Genomic DNA, 18,961 nt, shown 5'->3' with positions numbered 1-18,961 from the left:
ACCGGGGCAGGGTAGGTTCTGCCAAACTTAGGGGTCACCAGAGATGAAGATCATTGCCTGCGGCAGCGTGCCGACCCTCATCGCACCGGAGAAGTATTTCACTGGCCGCGTGCTGCAGACGCCCATCATCGAGAAGGAAGCGCCGGCGCGGCTGCGGGCCACGCTGGTCAGCTTCGAGCCTGGCGCGCGTACCCACTGGCACACGCATCCGCTCGGCCAAACGCTCTATGTCACGTCGGGCGCCGGCCTTGCGCAGACATGGGGCGGGCCGATCCAGCAGATCAAGGCGGGCGACGTGATCTCGTTCGAGCCGGGCGAGAAGCACTGGCACGGCGCGGGTCCAAAGACGACAATGACCCACGTCGCCATGCAGGAAGCGCTGGACGGCGTCCACGCAGATTGGATGGAAGCGGTCACCAGCGAGCAGTATGGCGGCTGAGGTCTGCTCCTGACAAAAACCCGGCTCGAAGCCGGGTTTCATGTCTCGGTGCCGCCAGTTCAGGTCAGCGATGCCGTGAACCGCTGGATGCGGGTGCAGGCTTCCTCCAGCAGCGTCTCCGACGTGGCGTAGGAGATCCGGAAGTTGGGGCCGAGGCCGAAGGCCGAGCCGAACACCACTGCGACACCCTCGCCTTCGAGCAATTCGGAGCAGAAAGTCTCGTCGGTGTCGATTATCTTGCCGGCTTTGGTCTTCTTGCCAATCAGCTGGGCACAGGACGGGTAGACATAGAAGGCGCCTTCCGGCGACGGGCAGGTTATGCCGCGCGCCTGGTTGAGCATCGACACGACGAGGTCGCGACGGCCCTGAAAGATCGCCTTGTTCCTGGCGACGAAATCCTGCGGGCCGTTGAGCGCCTCGACCGAGGCCCATTGCGCGATGGTGCAGGCGCCCGAGGTCTGCTGGCCCTGGATCATGTCCATCGCCTTGATCAGCTGGACGGGACCCGCGGCATAGCCGATGCGCCAGCCGGTCATGGCGTAGGCTTTCGAGACGCCGTTCATGGTCAGCGTGCGCTCGTAGAGTTTCGGCTCGACCTCGGCGATCGTCCTGAAGACGAAGTCGCCATAGGTCAGGTGTTCGTACATGTCGTCGGTCAGTGTCCAGACATGCGGATGCTTCAAGAGCACGTCGGCCAGCGCGCGCAGCTCGGCTTCCGTGTATGCGGCGCCGGACGGGTTCGACGGCGAGTTCATCAACAGCCATTTGGTCTTCGGCGTGATCGCCTTTTCCAGCACGGCGGGAGTCAGCTTGAAACCATTGTCGATCGAAGTATCGGCGAACACCGAGGTGCCGCCGCAGATCGCCACCATTTCGGGATAGCTGACCCAATAGGGGCGGGGGATGATGACCTCGTCGCCTGGGTTCAGCGTCGCCATGAAGGCGTTGAACAGGATCTGCTTGCCGCCGGTGCCGACAATGGTCTGCTCGGGCTTGTAGTCGAGATTGTTCTCGCGCTTGAATTTTTTCGCGATCGCCTCTCGCAGCGGCGCGATGCCCGAAACCGGCGGGTATTTGGTCTCGCCGCGGCGGATCGCCTCGATCGCCGCATTCTTGATGTTGTCGGGCGTGTCGAAATCCGGTTCGCCAGCGCCGAGGCCGATAATGTCGCGGCCGGCATTTTTCAGCTCGCGGGCTTTCTGCGTCACCGCGATGGTGGCGGAAGGCTTTACGCGGGCAAGGGCGTCGGCAAGAAAGGCCATGACCAGATATCTCCAGAGGGGTCGGCGCAACCGCAAACAGCTGCGGCGCTTCTCATGTCGCATCGACTCGGCAAGTGCAAGCATTGTCGGATGAGCCAGGGCTCAAGGACCTGTGAAGATGCCTTTTTGGAGCGCGTGCATGACGGTTTCACTCTGAGTTGCGGGCTCTGCAATCGACGGCTTATCCCCGGCAAGACTAAATTCATCAACGGCCGCTAAAACCTTTGACGGCAGGATCGCCAGCCATTTCGCCTGTCTCGCGGAGCGAGGGACCCTTGTCGCGCAGCACCGGGCTTGCCCACATCATCCGTCACGATGACGGCACCGCTTCAGGTGTCTGGGGTCCCTACACGCTGCAGAGCGCCTTTCAGCCGATCTTCGCCTTCAAGGACGGCAAGCTCTCGATCGCAGCGTTCGAGGGGCTGATCCGGCCGTTTCGTGACGGCGAGCCGCAATCGCCGATGAACTTCTTCCGCACCTGTCCGGCCGGCGACCGCCTGCATATCGAGGCGCTGACGCGCACGCTGCATTTGCTCAATGCCGGCGCCTGCCTGCCGCAAGAGGCTTCGATCTTCGTCAATTTCGATCCGTCGGTGTTTACCGAGCGCTCCATCGCCGATAACGCGCTGCGCGACATGCGGCTGGTGCTGCACGAAGCCGGGATCGATCCGCGCCGCATCGTGTGCGAGGTGACCGAGCAGAAGTCGGCGTCGCAGGAAACGCTCTACAGCTTTGTCGAGGCGCTGCGGGCCAATGGCTTTCGCATTGCCGTCGACGATTACGGCGCCGATGAATCCGACATCAACCGCATCAAGGAGCTCAAGCCCGACATCGTCAAATTCGATGCGCACTGGATCACGCAGCTCATGGAATCCGGCGCCGGCTTTGCCCTGCTGACTGCCATGGTGACGAACTTCGAACTACAGGGCATCCGCACGGTGTTCGAAGGCATCGAGGAAGGCTGGCAGCTTGAATTGGCCGAGAAATCCGGCGCATCGATGGTGCAGGGCTTCGTGCTGGCAAAGCCGGAACTGGCGCCGACCAGCTTTCGCGCTTTCGGCAAGGATACGCAGCCGTCTGTCGCGGCGGCCGAGCCTGGCAAGACGCCTGCCGGCCCGACTGCAGCGCCTCCGGCGCGGCCGGGCAGGGTGTTCGGGCGCAGGACCGGGCCATGACCGGGCAGCGCGAGAGGCGTCGCGATATCGGCGAAGCGATCTTTGCCGACGAGGTCGGCATCGAATACGGCGTCTACGGCGCGTTCCGGCTGAAGAGCGCCTACCAGCCGATCTTTGCGCCACGCGGCGGCGCGTTGGCCGCGGTTGCCGTCGAGGCGCTGATCGAACCGCAGCGCGCTTCCATGCCGGTTGCACCGGCCATGTTCTTCGACAGTGTTGCGCCGGGCGACCGCCTGTTTGTCGAGACGATGTGCCGGATGCTGCATCTGAAAAACTTCCGCAACATCGGCGCCGACGGGCTCGACCTGTTCTTCAATTACAACCCGATGATCAACGATCATCTCGGGCGGGCGCTGGCCGAGATCCGGCTGATGACGCGGCATCTCGGCGATCTCGACCTGCATGCCGCCATGCTGGTCTGCGAGATCACCGAACAGGCGGCCGACGATAATGTGCTGGCTCCGCTGGTGCGCGAGATGCGGCGCCACGGCATCCGCATCGCCATCGACGATTTCGGCACCGGCCACTCGACCGCGGAGCGGATGAGCCTGCTTCAACCGGATATTGTGAAGATCGACGGCGGCTGGTTCGCCGAATTCTGCCGCCACGCTGCCGCCGAGCGCTTCTTCCGGCCGCTCGTCTCGTCGCTGCACGATCGCGGCGCCAAGGTGCTGGTGGAAGGCATCGAGCAATCCGTGCATCTGCGCGTCGCGCTGGATGGCGGCGTCGACCTGCTACAGGGGTTCCATCTCGGCCGCCCGGCGCTGGCCGGCACGATCTTCAACCGGGAGCCGCTGTCGATCGAGGCGCTGCTTGGCGCCGACAACAAGGTGGTGCCGCTGCATCTGCGGCGCTGATTTTGTCCTCACGCTTGCCGCCGCTTCGCGGCTCGTTCCGGACGGGACGCCAACGGGCGCGATGCCCGGTTGGGCTTGCGGCCTTCGGCCGTAGCGCGCATTCAAAGAGGGCGAACTCGGCCCGCGTGAAGTTCAGCCAAAGCCTGCTCGGCAAACTTATCCAGCCGGCCAGCCTTGGCGTCCGCCTCGATCTGCATATCCCACACCTCTGCCTGATACGCTGCGAACCATTTGGCAAAGGCCTTTAGTTCTGTGGTGTTCAGGGCTGCGATGGATCTTTCAATCTGTTCGAGCTTGGTCATGGGGCGAAACTAATAGCATGGCCATCGTCCAATTCCAGACAAACAAAAAGGCGGGATAAATCCCGCCTTCCCATTTTCGGTAGCCTGATCGAAGCTTTAAGTCCGGGCCGGCAGCTATCTGCTGATCCAGCTTGTCGGGTCTTTCCGCTCCAGCGCGCTTCTCGCGCGACCGTCAGTACATCCGTGACTTGCCGCGCGCCCCGAACTCTCGTCCGGCGCGCGCTATCGCAAAATCAGGCTGCCTTGCTCAGAGAACCAGCGGACGACTTGCCTGTGCGGCGGTCCTGCTCGATCTCGAAGTTGATTTTCTGGCCTTCGACCAGGGTCGACAGTCCAGCGCGCTCGACAGCGGAGATGTGAACGAAAACGTCCGCACCGCCCGAATCAGGCTGAATGAAGCCGAAGCCCTTGGTGGCATTGAACCACTTGACCGTACCAGTTGCCATATGAATAGTCCTCGCATTTGCTTTGGTTTGACCGAACCGAGGTTCAGCCGGTTTGTATCGAGATTTTGGAGATAGACGTCAGCAAACGCGAAGATCGCGAGGCCCGGATCGATCGGCCGAAATATCAATGGAGCTGATATAGGCGGGTTTCGCACCAAAAACAAGATGGCTCGAAAAATGGCGTTGCGGTGGCGCCGCCCAAAGGCCGCCCCAATCGCATGAAAGCGTCGAGCAATCGGGAAGACCGGGACGCCCGACGGCGTTAGTCCGGTTTTGGGAGACAGTCATGAAAACCGTTGTGAAAACCATTCTGCTTGCCGCCTCCCTGACGCTGGCGGCCGCCGAGGCGCAGGCAATTTCGCGCTACGACCCCACTCGTATGAGCTGCGACAGGGTGCAAGGCACGATCGCCCGCCAGGGCGCGGTCATCCTGCGCTATCAGTCCAGGCGCGTGCCCGGGCTGCCGCTCTTCGACCGCTATGTGCAGAGCCAGCAATTCTGCAATGTCGGCGAGGTCAGAAAGCGCGCCTATGTGCCGAGCGCCGATACCGAATCCTGCCCGGTCTATCTCTGCAAGCGGATCGAGAACGACCATTTTCACCGCCGCTTCCTGCGCCGTCATTAGGCATATTGATATTCAGGTGAGGCCGGCCTGCGAACGATGGTCTTCTGCGCTTCCTTCGCCCACGTACATTAAGTACGCTCCGCTCCGGTTCTCGAAGACCATAGTTCTCGGTGCGGCCTGACCTGAATCTCAACATCCCCAGCCGGCATACCATTCAAGCTCTTAGAACCCGAACGAGACCTGCGCCGCCGGCGGCGGGCCGACGCGCACGCCTTCCATGGCCAGCATCTTTTCCTTGGTGGCCGAGCCGCCGGGCGCCGAGAAGCCGCCGATCTTGCCGCCCGCGGCTAGAATCCGATGGCAGGGGATGACCAGCGGCACCGGGTTGGCGCCCAGCGCTGCCCCGGTTTCGCGCGGCAGGCCGGCTTGGCCGGCGCGCTTGGCCAGTTCGCCATAGGTGGTGGTTTCGCCGTAATGCAGTTTCCGCGCCGCGTCGTAGATGGCGAGACGGAAGTCGTCGACGCCGTCGAGATCGACCGGCACGCCGGAGAAATCGACGTCCTCGCCTGTGGCATACGCCTTGATCGAGGCGATCAGCTCGACCACCCATTGCGGCTGCCCAGTGTTCGCAGTCGTATTGGCGGCAGCACCGGCATGCCGCATCAGCCGGCGTTCCACCGCTTCGCGGCTCCTTTCGGGCAGGCAGAGCCGGATCAGGCCCTTTTCGCTCCAGGCGATGCCCATGAAGCCGATCACTGTTTCTAACACTGCGTGGCCGGCTGTGATCGAAGATGCCGTTTCCATGATGCGCTCCTTTCCGCAAAGCGGCGAAAACCGGGATACCGACCGGTACATATGCAGAACAATATGGCATCTGAGCCCGGCTCTCGCCACCCGAAAACCACCAGATGGTCCCGATTGCCCACCAGGAATCGCTGGTGTAAGGACTTCTTAACAACCGACAAATCGGACCCGCGCGGCTTGCCAGCAAAATTCAACCTTTTCGCGATCTCTGTGATCGTCGGCGCAGCTGCCCTCAGCGGCTGCCAATCGACCTCGCAGATGAAGGCCACGCCTGCGCTGACCGAAACCGCGACCGCCGCCGGCAGCGATGCCGGCTTCACCTTGCCGCTGCCCGATACGGTTTCGGTGCTACCGCAATCCTCGGGCATAACACCCGTTCAGTCGGCCGAAGCGACGCCGGCCACGCCAGCGCTCGATGCCGCTGCGCAGCCGGTTGCCGCGACGGCGGCCTTTGCCGGCGCGACGCCCACGGCCCCGGCCGTGCCTGCGGTGATGGCCGCCAATGCCTGGCAGGCGCCTGCGCCCGCCAACGCCGGACAGCCGGTCGCGGCGCAATATACGACCGCCAGCCTTGTCATGCCGGCGACCGCCAAGGGCGGCCAGAACGCCATGCCCGGCGTGCAGCAGGTAGCCTATGTCGTGCCGCAGAACCCGGCGTCCCTGGGCCAGTTCCCCGCCGCGCCGCTCGGTCTCCCGGAAGAAGAGCATGCGACCGGCATGCGCGGCGACGTCGACCGGCTGATCCAGAAATACGCTGCTCTCTACGAGGTGCCGGTCGATCTGGTGCGCCACGTCGTCAACCGCGAAAGCACCTACAATCCCAAGGCTTACAATAACGGCCATTGGGGGCTGATGCAGATCAAGCACGCGACGGCGCGCGGCATGGGCTATGACGGGCCGGCCAAGGGCTTGTTCGACGCCGAAACCAATCTGAAATACGCGGTCAAATATCTGCGTGGCGCCTGGCTGGTAGCGGGTGGCAACGCCAAGAAGGCCGATTGGCTCTACCAGACCGGCTATTATTTCGACGCCAAGCGCAAAGGCCTGCTCGAGGCGACCGGCCTCGGTGTCGACCGCAAGCGCCGCCGGCTGCAGCCCGACGCCTGAGCGCGATGCCTGAACCGCGCCCGCCGGCTCCAAACGACATCCGGCTGCGCAAGATCCTCGACGAGACGCTCGTTGCACCGCACTGGCCGGACGGCTTTACCATGCGCTGCTTCGAACATGGTGACGCGCAGCCCTTGCATGCGCTTTTGACCGAGGTGTTCGAGGACGGCGCTGACGGCCCGTTCGACGAATGGTGGCCGCGCATATCCAGCGATGCCGAATTCGACCCGGCGCTGTGTTTCCTGGTCATCGACGCCAAGGACGGCTGGCGGCGGCAGCGCTGTGCTGGACCAGGGCCTTCGTCAAGGACCTCGCGGTCCATCCCGAAGCACGCGGCCAAGGCATTGGCGAAGCGCTGATGTGGCAGGCTTTCAACGCCTTTCGGGATCGGGGCGCGGCCCATGTCGACCTCAAGACCAACACGGTCGAGAACGCCGCCGCGCTCAGGCTCTACGAGCGGCTGGGAATGGTGCCTGTCGCCTGGGAAGGGTAAGGGCTTTTTTCTTGCCGCAATTCCCTGGGGAAAAAGCTACGCGCTTTTCCCGGGAAAACCGGTTCCCACCTTTCCTGGAATTGCTCGAGCGCTGTTGAAAACCTCCGGATTGTGAACTGCTTCACATTGGCCGCCGCAACCGGATGCTACCTCACCATCCATGCCTTTCGACCGATGGCGGATCGACGACTGGCAGATGTGGGGCGGCTGCACCGGCATGTGTTCAGCCACTCCTTGGCGGGTCCCAGGCGGGGGTTTGGGGCCCGCCAGTCGTTTTGCGGTAGCCCTCAGATATCGGGCGCATTGCCGATCTTCTTTTTGAGCTCAAGCGCCCAGGCGCGGCCCTCGTCGCCGCCCCACAGCAGCCAGGCGATATGGCCGGCCGATGGATTGTCTTCATTGCCGTAATTCTTGCCGCGCTTGTCGACCTCGTGGCGGGCGAAGTAGCTGACCATGCGGCGGATAGTGGATGGCGCCAGCTTTTCGCGGTTCTTGAGTTCCGTCGCCCGCGCCACGCCGATCTCGGTGCCGCCCCGGCCGAATTCTCTTCGCAGCCTCAACCCCTTGGCGGCATTGTCGGCCACCACTTGCGGGCAGCGCAGATCGATCTCTTCATCCTCTTGCATGTGTCTCCCCAGCTCCGGAAACCTAACCTGCAGACTCAATACAGGGAAGTGCAACCGGCTCCCAATGCAGCGCCGTCCATCAGGACCAGGATCAGCGCGCCATCGGCATCTGCGAGATCCTGTGGAACCTTATGGATTTCACGCCTGAGGGTCGGCCGAACTGGAACGAACAGCTGCAATATGGCGAGGCGTGCTGTCCTCAGGTTTGTCCGCCAGGGGCTCGGGACGGCCCTTCGGCAGATGGTCGCTGACGAATAGTTCTCCGGACGCAACCCTGCCGCCAATGCCGCGTTTGATTAGCCGAGGGAAATTTTCAAAATCGGAGACCTCAGATGAAAACGCTTCTCACCATTGCCGCCGTCGCCTTGTTCGCCGGTGCCCCTGCCGCCCTTGCGGCCAACTCGACCGCGGTCGCGCCTGCCATGGCCGCCAGCAAGGTCGATACCCCAAGCTTCGTCAAGACCGTGCCTAGCTCCAACGAATTCGAAATCCAGTCGAGCAAGCTCGCGGAGGAGAAATCCAAGGCGGCTGATGTCACGAAATTCGCCAAGCAGATGGTCAAGGACCACACCAAAGCCGGAAAGGAGTTCAAGGCGGCGCTGAGCCAGGGTCAGACCACCGGTTCGACCAAAGCCGCGGGACCGGCCCTGCAGCCGAAGGAGCAGGCAATGCTCGACGAGTTGAAGAGCGCAAGCGGCAAGGATTTTGACGCCAAGTACATCCAGATGCAGACGGACGCGCACAAGGAGGCCGTAGCCCTTTTCAGCAGCTATGCCAACTCGGGCGACGACCCGGCGATGAAGGAATTCGCCAAGAAGACGCTGCCGACGCTGCAGATGCACGAGAAGCACGTGAAGGAACTCGCGGCCGCGCATCAGGGTTGAGGGTTGGTGACTGGCCAGCAATAGCATTCTACGGCGCCCCCTCTGTCCTGCCGGACATCTCCCCCACGAGTGGGGAGATCAGCAGCGTCGGCGCCGTGCTTTTCTTGCGACGGTGAAAATTGGCGAAGGCTGAGGCGACAGCCAATCTCCCTTCTTGTGGAGGAGATGTCCGGCAGGACAGAGGGGGGCGCCGTAGAGTGCGACGGCCGATGCCTGCCGTTGGCAAGGCATTGCGGCAAAGTGGCTCTGTGGCTGCGCCGGCAGTGACATACACTGCCGCCACCAATCCATGGAGCTCCCATGCCCAAGATCGACCTGTCCACCGTGCCTGTCCGCAAGGGCTCCGGCTACCCCGCACCCTTCGACGCCCCTTGCGCCGAGCGTACGCGCAAGCGCCTCGGCGATGCCGGCGGCCTCACCGATTTCGGAGTCAACTTGATGACCCTGCCATCAGGCGGCTGGTCGAGCCAGCGCCACTGGCACAGCCACGAGGATGAGTTCGTCTATGTGCTGGAAGGCGAACTGGTGCTGGTCGAGGATGGCGGCGAGACGCTGCTCAAGGCCGGCGACTGCGCGACCTTTGCCAAGAACAGCGGCAACGGCCACCACATGATCAACCGCTCGTCCACAACGGCGCGCTATCTCGAGGTCGGCTCGCGCAATCCGGATGATCTCATCACCTGCTCCGACATCGACATGATGAGCCCGAGTTCGGATGGCAGGTTCCTGCACAAGGACGGCATGCCCTATCCAGGGCAGGGGTGAAGGCTGGACCATGGTTCGGCGCTGGCGTTCGCTGGGCGGGGGGATAAGCTCCTCACAATCAAAGGTGGCGCAGGCCCCCTCATCCGACCGCTTCGCGGCCACCTTCTCCCCACTGGGGAGAAGAGGGGAGCGCTGGCGCTGACCGGCTCCTCTCCCCTCGGGGAGAGGTCAGCCGAGCGAAGCGGAGGCTGGGTGAGGGGGCCCTGGCGCCAGCTTGGCAAACAAGGGGAAGATCACCATGAAAAAAGAAATCATCGAAGTGCCCGTGATGTCGGCCAAAGTGCGGGCGCTCGGGCTGCCTTGCTCGACGGCGGTAAGGGCCAACGGCTTCGTGTTCATATCGGCGACGCCGCCGGTGGACATGGTTACCGGCGAGATGGTGCGCGGCGACATCGAAACGCAGACCGAGGCGTCGCTGAAGGCGCTGAAACACTGCCTGGAAGCCGCCGGCACCTCGCTGGACAATGTGGTGATGGTGCGCATCTACGCCGTCAATTCCGGCTTCCACAACGCCATCAACCGGGTCTATGCGAAGTACTTCAGCGTCAACCCGCCTGCGCGGAGTTTCGTGCCGGTGGCATCGTGGCCGATGGAGTTTGATATCGAGATCGAGTGTGTCGCGGTGGCGTGAGCCGTCCCTTCTCGAGCTGACACTGATCGAAAGATGGGGCAAAACGCAACTCGAGACAGGCGATTGCGCGACTCCGTCAGGGCCAGTAGCACCGGACACAACCTGGTGGCGCGCCTAGCGCCTTTCTGTTTTCGAATTCGGGCGTTGTAAGAGCCAAGATGGACGCCGAAAATAATGTTGGCATTCCAAAAGTGAGAAAGCTAGATTTGTAGAAATTCTAGACAGAGGAAGGCCCCCTAAGATGAAAATAAAAAGCTTAGAGATCGTTGGCCTCTTTGGCAGGGAAAGCAGGATCTTCTGCGAATTTGATGATGGACTCAAACATATTGACCGGCCGAAATGGAGCAGGAAAGACAACTATATTAAAGCTAATGTGGTACATAATGAGCGGCAATATCCTGATCGCTTTGAATGAAATTCAATTCCAAAAGGCCACATTAAAAACAGATGAATATGAATGCGTCTTATATAAACTAGGTCGCGTAACATGCAAAATAGAGCTTACAATTGGTGGTATAACTACCTTATACGAAGACCGAGGGGACGATGAAGATTTTCGAAATGCAGAGGATGACGTAAATGAAATATTAGTCCAGCATGGGAGTTCGATTTTCTTTCCGACATTCAGGCGTATCGAGGGTGGATTCACGCTCAATTCCCAGAGGATGCCTACCCCGGGATCTCGCCCTCCAAGACCTAAAAACGAAGTTGAGGAGGCGCTCGTTTCTCTCGCAAGGAGACTTACCAACGACCCACACGTCTTCGTGTCGTCTATTTCCACGGTTGATATCGTAGGCCTTTTGTTGCGACAGTACGCCGACCTGTCTGAGGTGGCCAATAGAACCCAACAGAAGACTTCCCAGGAGATCATTGAAACAATTAAGGCCTTCAAATCCGACAAAGATGATGTTCAGCAGATTGATACGGCTAACGGAGTTATCGATCAGATAAGGCAGAAAATTGAACAAATGGAGGAGAATCGTGAGTCTATAATGACTCCTATCGTATCCGTTGGGTTTATTGTCGAGAAGCTATTTAGAAACAATGGAATAAATTTTGGACCTCGCTTAAGCTTTGGTGATGCGGCTAGTGCCGTAAATTCTGAGGTACTATCGGCTGGTGAGAAGCAGATGCTTAGCTTTATCTGTTACAATGCATTTTACAAAAATAGTGTTATTTTTATTGATGAACCTGAGCTAAGTCTTCATGTGGACTGGCAGAGACTTTTATTTACTATTTTAGAACAGCAGCAGTCGTCAAACCAGTTTGTAATCGCAACTCATTCGCCTTTTATCTATAGCAAATACCCTGACAAAGAAATTATAATTGACCGTGATCGCGGGGATCGGGGGATCTAAAGACTATGGGCTCAAAGCGGCGGGTTGTTGATATTTCTGTCGACGAGTTGGTGTCGGTCCTAAAGCGATCCTCGTTGCCAACATTAGTGACGGAAGGTGGGGATGATGTTGTGGTTCTGCGCGAAGCAGAATTTTTCTTTTCTTCGATTGGCCTTGGGCTCCTTCCTGCAGGAGGCCGAGAGAAGCTGCTTAAGATATACGACAGAAGACAAGAATTTGTTGGAATACCTGTCGCCTTCGTTACGGATCAAGATTTGTGGGTGCTAACCGGAGTTCCGAACGAGTATGTGGCGGATGTTCTGGTATTTACTTGGGGGTACTCCATTGAAAATGACCTGTATCAAGACGGCAATTTCGAAAGGCTTTTATCGAAGAAGGAAAGGCGCAATTTCTTTGACGAATTGAATATTTTTGTCCGATGGTATGCTTTAGCCGTCCATCGCTATCTTTCCGGAAAGCCGGAACGAATACGCACCCATCCAAATTATGTTCTAGATGACAATAATTTTTCAAGTAAAGAGGCGGTGCTGGAGAATGGTGAATTTTATCCAGAGGAGCTCTTTGAGAAAATTATGGGAAATTATCAGATGTATGTAAGAGGTAAATCTTTATTGCCGCTCTTGATGCGACACTTATCTTACTCAGGAAGGTCGGCCCGTCACAACCACATGTCTTTATTAGAACTGGCCGCTTCTGATCGTGGCAAACTATTGCAGTCGATCTATGATAAACTTTCCGCCGTTTTTCTGTAATACGACTACGTCGAATTTATTGACTCTAAGCAAAATACTCTTGCAGCGGCCTGACCTCCAGGCTCCCCGCCTTCAGCGCCGCAATCGCTTCCGCCACAGCCGCAGCGCCCGACAGCGTCGTGTAATACGGCACCTTCTGCATCAGCGTTGCCCTGCGCAGCGATTTCGAATCCGACACCGCCTTCTGCCCGTCCGTCGTGTTGAAGACGATCTGGACCTGGCGGTTGCGGATGGCGTCTTCGATGTGCGGACGTCCCTCCAGCACCTTGTTGATCTTCTGGGCGTCGACGCCGTTTTCGGCGAGGAAGCGGGCCGTGCCGGATGTCGCCAGCACCTTGAAGCCCTGGCCGGCGAGGCGCTTGACCGCCGGCAGGATGCCGGCCTTGTCCTCGTCGCGCACCGAGACGAACAGCGTGCCGGAGCGCGGCAGGTCGACGCCGGCCCCTAACTGGCTTTTGGCGAAGGCCAGCGCGAAATCGCGGTCGAGGCCCATGACCTCGCCGGTGGAGCGCATTTCGGGCCCAAGCAATATGTCGACGCCGGGGAAGCGGGCGAAGGGGAAGACGGCTTCCTTGACGGCGATGTGGCCGGGGTTCCTGGGGTCGGGCAGGGCGCCGTAATGGGCGAAGGCGTCTTCCAGTTTCTCGCCGGCCATGATGCGGGCGGCGATCTTGGCAATGGGCCGCCCGATGGTTTTTGCGACGAAGGGCACGGTGCGCGATGCGCGCGGATTGACCTCCAGCACATAGACCGTGCCGTCCTTGATCGCATACTGCACGTTCATCAACCCGCCGACATTGAGCGCGCGGGCAAGCGCCGCCGTCTGGCGCTCCAACTCGTCGACCAGTTCGGAAGGCAGCGAGTGAACGGGGAGCGAGCAGGCGCTGTCGCCGGAGTGGATGCCGGCCTCTTCGATGTGTTCGAGAATGCCCGACACAAAGGTCGACGTGCCGTCGCAGAGGCAGTCGACATCGACCTCGATGGCGCCCGAGAGATAGGTGTCGAACAGCAGCGGGTTCTTGCCCAGCAGCGTGTTGATCTGGCCGGTCTTGTCGTTGGGGTATTTCTGCTTGATGTCCTCCGGCACCAGGCCGGGCACGGTGTCGAGCAGGTAGCTCTGCAGCATGCCCTCGTCATGGATGATCTGCATGGCGCGGCCGCCGAGCACATAGGACGGGCGCACCACCAAGGGAAAGCCGAGCTCGCCGGCGACAAGGCGGGCCTGCTCGACCGAATAGGCGATGCCGTTCTTCGGCTGGCTGAGGTTGAGCTTGTGCAGCAGCTTCTGGAAGCGGTCGCGGTCTTCGGCGAGATCGATCATGTCCGGCGAGGTGCCGAGGATCGGAATGCCGGCCTTCTCCAGCGCGTCGGCAAGCTTCAGCGGCGTCTGGCCGCCGAACTGGACGATGACGCCGACCAGTTCGCCCGAGGCCTGTTCGGCGCGCAGGATCTCCAGCACGTCTTCGGCCGTCAGCGGCTCGAAGTACAGCCGGTCCGAGGTGTCGTAGTCGGTCGAGACCGTCTCGGGGTTGCAGTTGATCATGATCGCTTCATAGCCGGCATCGCGCAGCGCGAAGGCGGCGTGGCAGCAGCAATAGTCGAACTCGATGCCCTGGCCGATGCGGTTGGGACCGCCGCCGAGGATGACGACTTTTTTCCGCGATGACACTTGCGCCTCATTGGCCAGCGCGCCGGCGAAAGGCACTTCGTAGGTCGAGTACATGTAGGCGGTGGGCGAGGCGAACTCGGCCGCGCACGTGTCGATGCGCTTATAAACCGGATGAACGTCGAGCTTTTCACGAACCTTCGCAATCACTTCGGCGTCGGTCTTCGTCAGCGAGGCGAGGCGGGCATCGGAGAAGCCCATCGCTTTCAGCATGCGCAGATTGACAGCGTCCTGTGGGATGCCGTGCTCGCGGATGCGGGCTTCCATGGAAACGATGCCGGCGATCTGTTCGAGGAACCACGGGTCGATCTTGCACATGGCGTGCACGTCTTCCAGCGAGGTGCCCATGCGGATCGCCTGCGCCACCATGCGCAGCCGGTCGGGCGTCGGCGTGCCGAGCGCGGCGCGGATGGCGTTGCGGTCGTCGGCGTGGTTGGCAGCTACGGCACCGTGGCCGAGGCCTGGGATTTCGATTTCGTCGAGACCAGTCAGGCCGGTTTCCAGTCCACGCAAAGCCTTCTGCAGCGATTCCTGGAAGGTGCGGCCGATGGCCATGACTTCGCCGACCGACTTCATGGCGGTGGTCAGCACCGGCTCTGCGCCGGGAAATTTCTCGAAGGCAAAGCGCGGGATTTTTGTGACGACGTAATCGATGCTTGGCTCGAAGGAGGCGGGTGTGGCGCCGCCGGTGATGTCGTTCTCCAGCTCGTCCAGCGTGTAGCCGACAGCGAGCTTGGCCGCGATCTTGGCGATGGGGAACCCGGTCGCCTTGGACGCCAGCGCCGACGAGCGCGAGACTCGCGGGTTCATCTCGATGACGACGAGGCGGCCATCGGCCGGGTTGACGGCGAACTGCACGTTGGAGCCGCCGGTCTCGACGCCGATCTCGCGCAGCACCGCGATCGAGGCGTTGCGCATCATCTGGTATTCCTTGTCGGTCAAGGTCAGCGCGGGGGCAACGGTAATCGAGTCACCGGTGTGTACGCCCATCGGGTCGATGTTCTCGATCGAGCAGACGATGATGCAATTGTCCGCCTTGTCGCGGACGACCTCCATCTCATACTCCTTCCAGCCGAGCACGCTTTCCTCGATCAGCACTTCGGTGGTCGGCGAGGCGTCGAGGCCGGACTGGACGATGTCGTAGAATTCGGCGCGGTTGTAGGCGATGCCGCCGCCGGTGCCGCCCATGGTGAAGGACGGGCGGATGATGGCGGGCAGGCCGACATGGTCGAGCGCCTGGGCGGCAATCGCCATGCCATGGCTGATGTAGCGCTGCTTGCGGTCGCCTTCGCCGAGGTTCCAGCGGGTTTCCAGCGCGTCGAGCGCGGCATCGAGGTCGGCAGGCGCCTCGGCCTTGACGGCGGCGCGCTCGGCCTCGTGCGTCTTGCGGTCGGCATTCTTGACATCGGTGGCATTGGCCAGCATCGACTTCGGCGTTTCCAGGCCGATCTTCTTCATCGCCTCGCGAAACAGCGCGCGATCCTCGGCCTTGTCGATGGCCGTGGCGTCGGCGCCGATCATCTCGACATTGTACCGCTCCAGCACGCCCATGCGGCGGAGCGACAGAGCGGTGTTGAGCGCGGTCTGGCCGCCCATGGTTGGCAGCAGCGCGTCGGGCCGCTCCTTGGCGATGATCTTGGCGACGACTTCAGGCGTGATCGGCTCGATATAGGTGGCGTCGGCCAGTTCCGGATCGGTCATGATAGTGGCCGGGTTGGAATTGACCAGGATGACGCGAAAGCCCTCCTCCTTCAGCGCCTTGCAGGCCTGTGTGCCGGAATAATCGAACTCGCAGGCCTGGCCGATGACGATGGGGCCGGCCCCGATGATCAGGATCGACTTGATGTCGGTGCGTCTTGGCATCGTTGTGAGTTCCGTTCGGCGAGCGGCTTGCACGAAAAACCGGGACGGGAAGACCCGGCCGGTTGTGCTTGCGATTCTGGTATCAGGCTAGGAGGGCCTTATAGGGAAGAGTTTTGGGAGATGTAACCCCGAAAATGAGGCTAGGCAGTAGGGATCAGGCAGTAGGGATCAGGCAGTGGGGATTAGGCAGGAGCAAGGTTAAGGCGCCTATTGCCCATTCCCTACTGCCTGACACCTAATCCCCCAGCGCGAGCTGATCCGTAATCTCAAACCGCTCGGATACCCCGACGCGGATCATGTTGAGGCTGCCTTCCCTTGTGAAGCGGAAGTCCTTGCCCAAATCCGAGTTGGCCGGCATGCCGGCAGAGAAGGAGATGACGCGGGTGCCGCCATCGGGCCAGGTCACGGTGATGTCTGCCTTGTCGGCGCCATTGTGGACGATGTTGACGGCGCAGCGGGTCATCGGTTGTCCGACATAGCGGGCGCAGGGGATCTCGGCGGTGGCGCCGAGGGCGGGCGGGGGTTCCAGCCGTGCATCGGTTTGCGTAGCGGTCGCAGCTTTGGCCTGGTCCGGCCGTGGCGTCGGGGATGGTACCCCCGGCGCGGACGTCGCATCTGGTGCGACTTCCGCATTCGCGGCGGAATCCTGTACCGGCTTCCCTGTGGTCTCCGTCGCCGGAGCCTCCGTGGCAGCGATCTCGCCCGTCGTCGGGCTTTCATTGGCTGCGAAGGCGAGGCCATAAGCATCCTGCATGGCGGTCCTGCCGATCTCGGCGGCGGACTTCGGCGCGCCTGGATTCGTGCCGCCAAGGCGCTCCGTCAGGTCGAGTGGAGCCGGCGCGGGTGCAGCCGGGGTGGGTAGAGCCTGAGTGGGTGCAGCCGGAGCGGCAGAGGCGGCAGGTGCAGTCGTCCGGGGCGCTGCGGCCACGTCGGCCGGCTGCGTCGACATGTCGGGCGCGAGCGTCGGGCCGCCGGCTTCAGCGCTGGCGGTCACCTGGGGCGGCGCGGCGTCAACTTCGACCACGGTCGGATTGTCGGGGATAAGATAGCGCGCGGGCGCCCAGCCTTTGACCAGTGGATTGTCAATCTCCTCGACCTTGCACCAGCGGTGGCCGTCCACTTCGTTGCAGCCGAAATTCCTGACGCTCGAGCCGATCGGCAGACGCGCCTGGGTTCTGCCGACCGGCGACGGCGTGGCGCGGATGTTGAGGAGATCGCCTGGGCCGAGCTCGGTCACTATGGAAACGATGTCGGCAGGCGCGTCCTCGGCATTGGCCGGCAAGCTCACCAACAACGGGCCCACCACCAACGGACCCGCCAACAACCGGGCTGCCCGCAGGAGCGGAGCGCCAGTCAGTCGATGCAAAATGGTTCGGATTGTGCGCCTCATCATTTGGCCGTGCGCCGATTACCCTTGCGGCAGCAGTCCTGCCGTATGCCAAGGCGGTTTTATAAGGGACGATACGCGGCCATGTAAGTCTGAAAATGCGTCCGATGTTTGGTGCCGCGAGGCGGAAGCAGGGCGCAGCCATGCGGTCAAGCGGAGCCTTGCCAAGAGGGTTTCGGCATGAAGCCGGTCCTCAGCGCATGCGCCCATTCCGGTCGGCCCGCCTGTGCGGCCTGTCTCGCCGCCGCTTCGTGGTCGTAGTCGACGGCGATGGTCTCGAAACGGTCTGGACCATCGCCATCCAAGGTGAGGATGCCGTAGCGCGCATGCGGGCTGCCTTGCTCCGAAACATGCGCCGGGGGCGTGTCATCTTCATAGGCGGGGGCGCCGACGCTGCCGGGATTGAAGAGCAAGGGGCCGCCGGGGATACGGACCAGTTCCGCGCGGTGGCTGTGGCCGCACAGCACGATGCGGCAGGCCGGGTCCAGCGCCTGCAACCGCCGCTGAATAGCGGCAAGCGGCGCGCGCACCAGTTGGCCATCGACGATCGCGTCGAGCAGGTATTTCTCGTCATGGTCGGGCCGCGCATGGAAAGCGACCACGCCGGGAACAATCTCCAGCGTGAAAGGCAGGGCGAACAGCGCCTCGCGCTGCGTCTCCGTCAGCCGCTCCTGGGCGTACCGGTCAGAAGCCCACATCGTATCGTCGGCCGGATCGACGGCGACGCGGCGGTCATGGTTGCCGCGCACAGTCGGCAGGTCGAGCGCTTCGAGCCGCTCGAACGTCTCGCGCGGCCAAAGCGGACCGGAGACGCAGTCGCCCAGGTTGACGGTTAGATCGGCGCCGCCGCGCCGCGCCAGATCGGCGAGCACGGCATCCAGCGCCAGCACATTGCCATGGATGTCGGCGAGAACGGCAATGCGCATGCGGCGGGCTCCTTGGTGCAGCCCCGTTGGAGGCTTGCGGCCCGTCTTCCTATCAAGGCGCTGCCTTCATTATCAAGCCTTTGAGATCGTTCGAGACAGCCGGGAGCTGGCTATCGCGGAAGCACTCCATCTGCTAGCGTCCACGCCGTTCCAGAGTTCATCTGGGGAGGGACCAGGCGATGACCCGCGACCAGATGGTTGCCCACCTCCGCGCCGCCAATGACGTCGCGCGCGAGACTGCCGCGCATGGGCACCATCCTTTCGGCTGCGTGCTCGTCGGCCCCGACGATCGCATCCTGATGCGGCAAGGCAACATCAACACCGTGCGCCACGCCGAAACCGAGCTCTCCCGGCGTGCCGCCGACACCTATCCGCCGGATTTCCTCTGGTCCTGCACGCTGGTCACAACCGGCGAGCCCTGTGCGATGTGCACGGGAACGCTGTACTGGGCCAATATCGGCCGGCTGGTCTACGGCTTCGAGGAGACCAAGCTTCTCGCGCTGACCGGCAACCACGCCGAGAATCCGACGATGAACCTCTCGTCGCGCACAGTCCTCGGCTCCGGGCAGAAGCCGGTCGATGTCCACGGCCCTTTCCCCGAGATGGACGAGGAGCTCCTCGCCCCGCATATCGGTTTTTGGGAGCGCTAGGAC

Annotated in this window: 19 protein-coding genes and 1 pseudogene; 12 read left to right on the top strand and 8 right to left on the bottom strand. The window is 61.7% G+C overall.

Translation table 11 applies throughout. The annotated features are described in order from the left end of the window. Positions 1-43 precede the first annotated feature (43 nt). A complete protein-coding gene (locus X730_RS163610; protein ID WP_023695758.1) occupies positions 44-439 on the top strand; it encodes a cupin domain-containing protein in 396 nt (131 codons plus the stop codon). Between the two features lie 59 nt (positions 440-498). Here the strand turns inward: X730_RS163610 and X730_RS163615 are convergent, their stop codons facing one another. Then, positions 499-1,701 carry a pyridoxal phosphate-dependent aminotransferase gene (locus tag X730_RS163615; protein ID WP_023683765.1) on the bottom strand — a complete coding sequence of 401 codons (1,203 nt, stop codon included), beginning with the start codon at positions 1,699-1,701 and terminating at the stop codon, positions 499-501. A 275-nt stretch (positions 1,702-1,976) separates the two neighbouring features. Here X730_RS163615 and X730_RS163620 point away from each other — a divergent pair, with 275 nt between their 5' ends. Further along, entirely contained in the window at positions 1,977-2,876 is a 900-nt protein-coding gene (locus X730_RS163620) for an EAL domain-containing protein (protein ID WP_023683766.1), read from the top strand. Then, entirely contained in the window at positions 2,873-3,733 is an 861-nt protein-coding gene (locus tag X730_RS163625) for an EAL domain-containing protein (protein WP_023825329.1), read from the top strand. Before X730_RS163620 ends, X730_RS163625 begins: the two co-directional genes overlap by 4 nt. 101 nt (positions 3,734-3,834) lie before the next feature. On the opposite strand, the gene X730_RS163630 is transcribed toward X730_RS163625, so the two are convergent. Both X730_RS163630 and X730_RS163635 read right to left on the bottom strand, forming a co-directional pair. Beyond that, positions 3,835-4,035: a hypothetical protein gene (locus tag X730_RS163630; protein WP_023748189.1), complete on the bottom strand. Its 201-nt coding sequence runs from the start codon at positions 4,033-4,035 to the stop codon at positions 3,835-3,837. 233 nt (positions 4,036-4,268) lie between these two features. After that, positions 4,269-4,481 (bottom strand): cold-shock protein, encoded by a 213-nt coding sequence (locus X730_RS163635; RefSeq protein ID WP_015316174.1) that lies wholly within the window; start codon positions 4,479-4,481, stop codon positions 4,269-4,271. 298 nt (positions 4,482-4,779) lie between these two features. Between X730_RS163635 and X730_RS163640 the strand changes: the two genes are divergently transcribed. Continuing rightward, entirely contained in the window at positions 4,780-5,106 is a 327-nt protein-coding gene (locus X730_RS163640) for a hypothetical protein (RefSeq protein WP_023825328.1), read from the top strand. Between the two features lie 162 nt (positions 5,107-5,268). On the opposite strand, the gene X730_RS163645 is transcribed toward X730_RS163640, so the two are convergent. Then, entirely contained in the window at positions 5,269-5,850 is a 582-nt protein-coding gene (locus X730_RS163645; protein ID WP_023695753.1) for a methylated-DNA--[protein]-cysteine S-methyltransferase, read from the bottom strand. Between the two features lie 177 nt (positions 5,851-6,027). On the opposite strand from X730_RS163645, the gene X730_RS163650 reads away from it, so the two are divergent. Next, positions 6,028-6,957: a lytic transglycosylase domain-containing protein gene (locus X730_RS163650; protein WP_023825327.1), complete on the top strand. Its 930-nt coding sequence runs from the start codon at positions 6,028-6,030 to the stop codon at positions 6,955-6,957. A 5-nt stretch (positions 6,958-6,962) separates the two neighbouring features. After that, positions 6,963-7,450 (top strand): annotated as a pseudogene (locus tag X730_RS01000000164080) (GNAT family N-acetyltransferase). Positions 7,451-7,737: 287 nt separating this feature from the next. On the opposite strand, the gene X730_RS163655 reads toward X730_RS01000000164080, so the two are convergent. Further along, positions 7,738-8,076, bottom strand: coding sequence for a hypothetical protein (locus X730_RS163655; protein ID WP_023697061.1), 339 nt, complete (start codon positions 8,074-8,076; stop codon positions 7,738-7,740). 332 nt (positions 8,077-8,408) lie between these two features. On the opposite strand from X730_RS163655, the gene X730_RS163660 reads away from it, so the two are divergent. The 5 genes from X730_RS163660 (at position 8,409) to X730_RS163680 (ending at position 12,466) form a co-directional block, all read left to right on the top strand. Beyond that, positions 8,409-8,960 (top strand): DUF4142 domain-containing protein, encoded by a 552-nt coding sequence (locus X730_RS163660; RefSeq protein ID WP_023825326.1) that lies wholly within the window; start codon positions 8,409-8,411, stop codon positions 8,958-8,960. Between the two features lie 300 nt (positions 8,961-9,260). After that, a complete protein-coding gene (locus tag X730_RS163665) occupies positions 9,261-9,725 on the top strand; it encodes a cupin domain-containing protein (RefSeq protein ID WP_023825325.1) in 465 nt (154 codons plus the stop codon). A 238-nt stretch (positions 9,726-9,963) separates the two neighbouring features. Continuing rightward, a complete protein-coding gene (locus X730_RS163670) occupies positions 9,964-10,356 on the top strand; it encodes a RidA family protein (RefSeq protein ID WP_023825324.1) in 393 nt (130 codons plus the stop codon). Positions 10,357-10,739: 383 nt separating this feature from the next. Further along, positions 10,740-11,714 carry an AAA family ATPase gene (locus X730_RS1000000165645; protein ID WP_348633120.1) on the top strand — a complete coding sequence of 325 codons (975 nt, stop codon included), beginning with the start codon at positions 10,740-10,742 and terminating at the stop codon, positions 11,712-11,714. A 5-nt stretch (positions 11,715-11,719) separates the two neighbouring features. Then, positions 11,720-12,466 carry a hypothetical protein gene (locus tag X730_RS163680; protein ID WP_023825322.1) on the top strand — a complete coding sequence of 249 codons (747 nt, stop codon included), beginning with the start codon at positions 11,720-11,722 and terminating at the stop codon, positions 12,464-12,466. Between the two features lie 25 nt (positions 12,467-12,491). Here X730_RS163680 and carB read toward each other — a convergent pair whose 3' ends face one another. The 3 genes from carB to X730_RS163695 all read right to left on the bottom strand — a co-directional run bounded on the left by carB (position 12,492) and on the right by X730_RS163695 (position 18,308). Next, positions 12,492-15,995, bottom strand: coding sequence for a carbamoyl-phosphate synthase large subunit (carB, locus tag X730_RS163685; protein ID WP_023825321.1), 3,504 nt, complete (start codon positions 15,993-15,995; stop codon positions 12,492-12,494). Between the two features lie 235 nt (positions 15,996-16,230). After that, the gene (locus X730_RS163690; RefSeq protein WP_245261276.1) at positions 16,231-17,283 is read right to left on the bottom strand and encodes an SH3 domain-containing protein; all 1,053 of its coding nucleotides are present in this window, start codon (positions 17,281-17,283) and stop codon (positions 16,231-16,233) included. Between the two features lie 248 nt (positions 17,284-17,531). After that, entirely contained in the window at positions 17,532-18,308 is a 777-nt protein-coding gene (locus X730_RS163695) for a metallophosphoesterase family protein (protein ID WP_023705854.1), read from the bottom strand. 179 nt (positions 18,309-18,487) lie between these two features. On the opposite strand from X730_RS163695, the gene X730_RS163700 reads away from it, so the two are divergent. Then, entirely contained in the window at positions 18,488-18,958 is a 471-nt protein-coding gene (locus X730_RS163700) for a nucleoside deaminase (protein WP_023825319.1), read from the top strand. The last annotated feature ends 3 nt before the right edge of the window (positions 18,959-18,961 follow it).

Origin of the sequence: Mesorhizobium sp. L103C131B0 (assembly GCF_000502275.1) — a bacterium.
Taxonomy (GTDB): domain Bacteria; phylum Pseudomonadota; class Alphaproteobacteria; order Rhizobiales; family Rhizobiaceae; genus Mesorhizobium.
The sequence above is the reverse complement of the archived record's forward strand: the minus strand, read 5'-3'. Positions and strand labels throughout refer to the sequence as shown.

What these genes read in the sequence shown, in the direction of transcription:
- X730_RS163610 (WP_023695758.1), top strand. Translation starts at nt 44, where the DNA reads ATGAAGATCATTGCCTGCGGCAGCGTGCCGACCCTCATCGCACCGGAG.
- X730_RS163615 (WP_023683765.1), bottom strand. Translation starts at nt 1,701, where the DNA reads ATGGCCTTTCTTGCCGACGCCCTTGCCCGCGTAAAGCCTTCCGCCACC.
- X730_RS163625 (WP_023825329.1), top strand. Translation starts at nt 2,873, where the DNA reads ATGACCGGGCAGCGCGAGAGGCGTCGCGATATCGGCGAAGCGATCTTT.
- X730_RS163630 (WP_023748189.1), bottom strand. Translation starts at nt 4,035, where the DNA reads ATGACCAAGCTCGAACAGATTGAAAGATCCATCGCAGCCCTGAACACC.
- X730_RS163635 (WP_015316174.1), bottom strand. Translation starts at nt 4,481, where the DNA reads ATGGCAACTGGTACGGTCAAGTGGTTCAATGCCACCAAGGGCTTCGGC.
- X730_RS163645 (WP_023695753.1), bottom strand. Translation starts at nt 5,850, where the DNA reads ATGGAAACGGCATCTTCGATCACAGCCGGCCACGCAGTGTTAGAAACA.
- X730_RS163655 (WP_023697061.1), bottom strand. Translation starts at nt 8,076, where the DNA reads ATGCAAGAGGATGAAGAGATCGATCTGCGCTGCCCGCAAGTGGTGGCC.
- X730_RS163660 (WP_023825326.1), top strand. Translation starts at nt 8,409, where the DNA reads ATGAAAACGCTTCTCACCATTGCCGCCGTCGCCTTGTTCGCCGGTGCC.
- X730_RS163665 (WP_023825325.1), top strand. Translation starts at nt 9,261, where the DNA reads ATGCCCAAGATCGACCTGTCCACCGTGCCTGTCCGCAAGGGCTCCGGC.
- X730_RS163670 (WP_023825324.1), top strand. Translation starts at nt 9,964, where the DNA reads ATGAAAAAAGAAATCATCGAAGTGCCCGTGATGTCGGCCAAAGTGCGG.
- X730_RS1000000165645 (WP_348633120.1), top strand. Translation starts at nt 10,740, where the DNA reads ATGAGCGGCAATATCCTGATCGCTTTGAATGAAATTCAATTCCAAAAG.
- X730_RS163680 (WP_023825322.1), top strand. Translation starts at nt 11,720, where the DNA reads ATGGGCTCAAAGCGGCGGGTTGTTGATATTTCTGTCGACGAGTTGGTG.
- carB (WP_023825321.1), bottom strand. Translation starts at nt 15,995, where the DNA reads ATGCCAAGACGCACCGACATCAAGTCGATCCTGATCATCGGGGCCGGC.
- X730_RS163695 (WP_023705854.1), bottom strand. Translation starts at nt 18,308, where the DNA reads ATGCGCATTGCCGTTCTCGCCGACATCCATGGCAATGTGCTGGCGCTG.
- X730_RS163700 (WP_023825319.1), top strand. Translation starts at nt 18,488, where the DNA reads ATGACCCGCGACCAGATGGTTGCCCACCTCCGCGCCGCCAATGACGTC.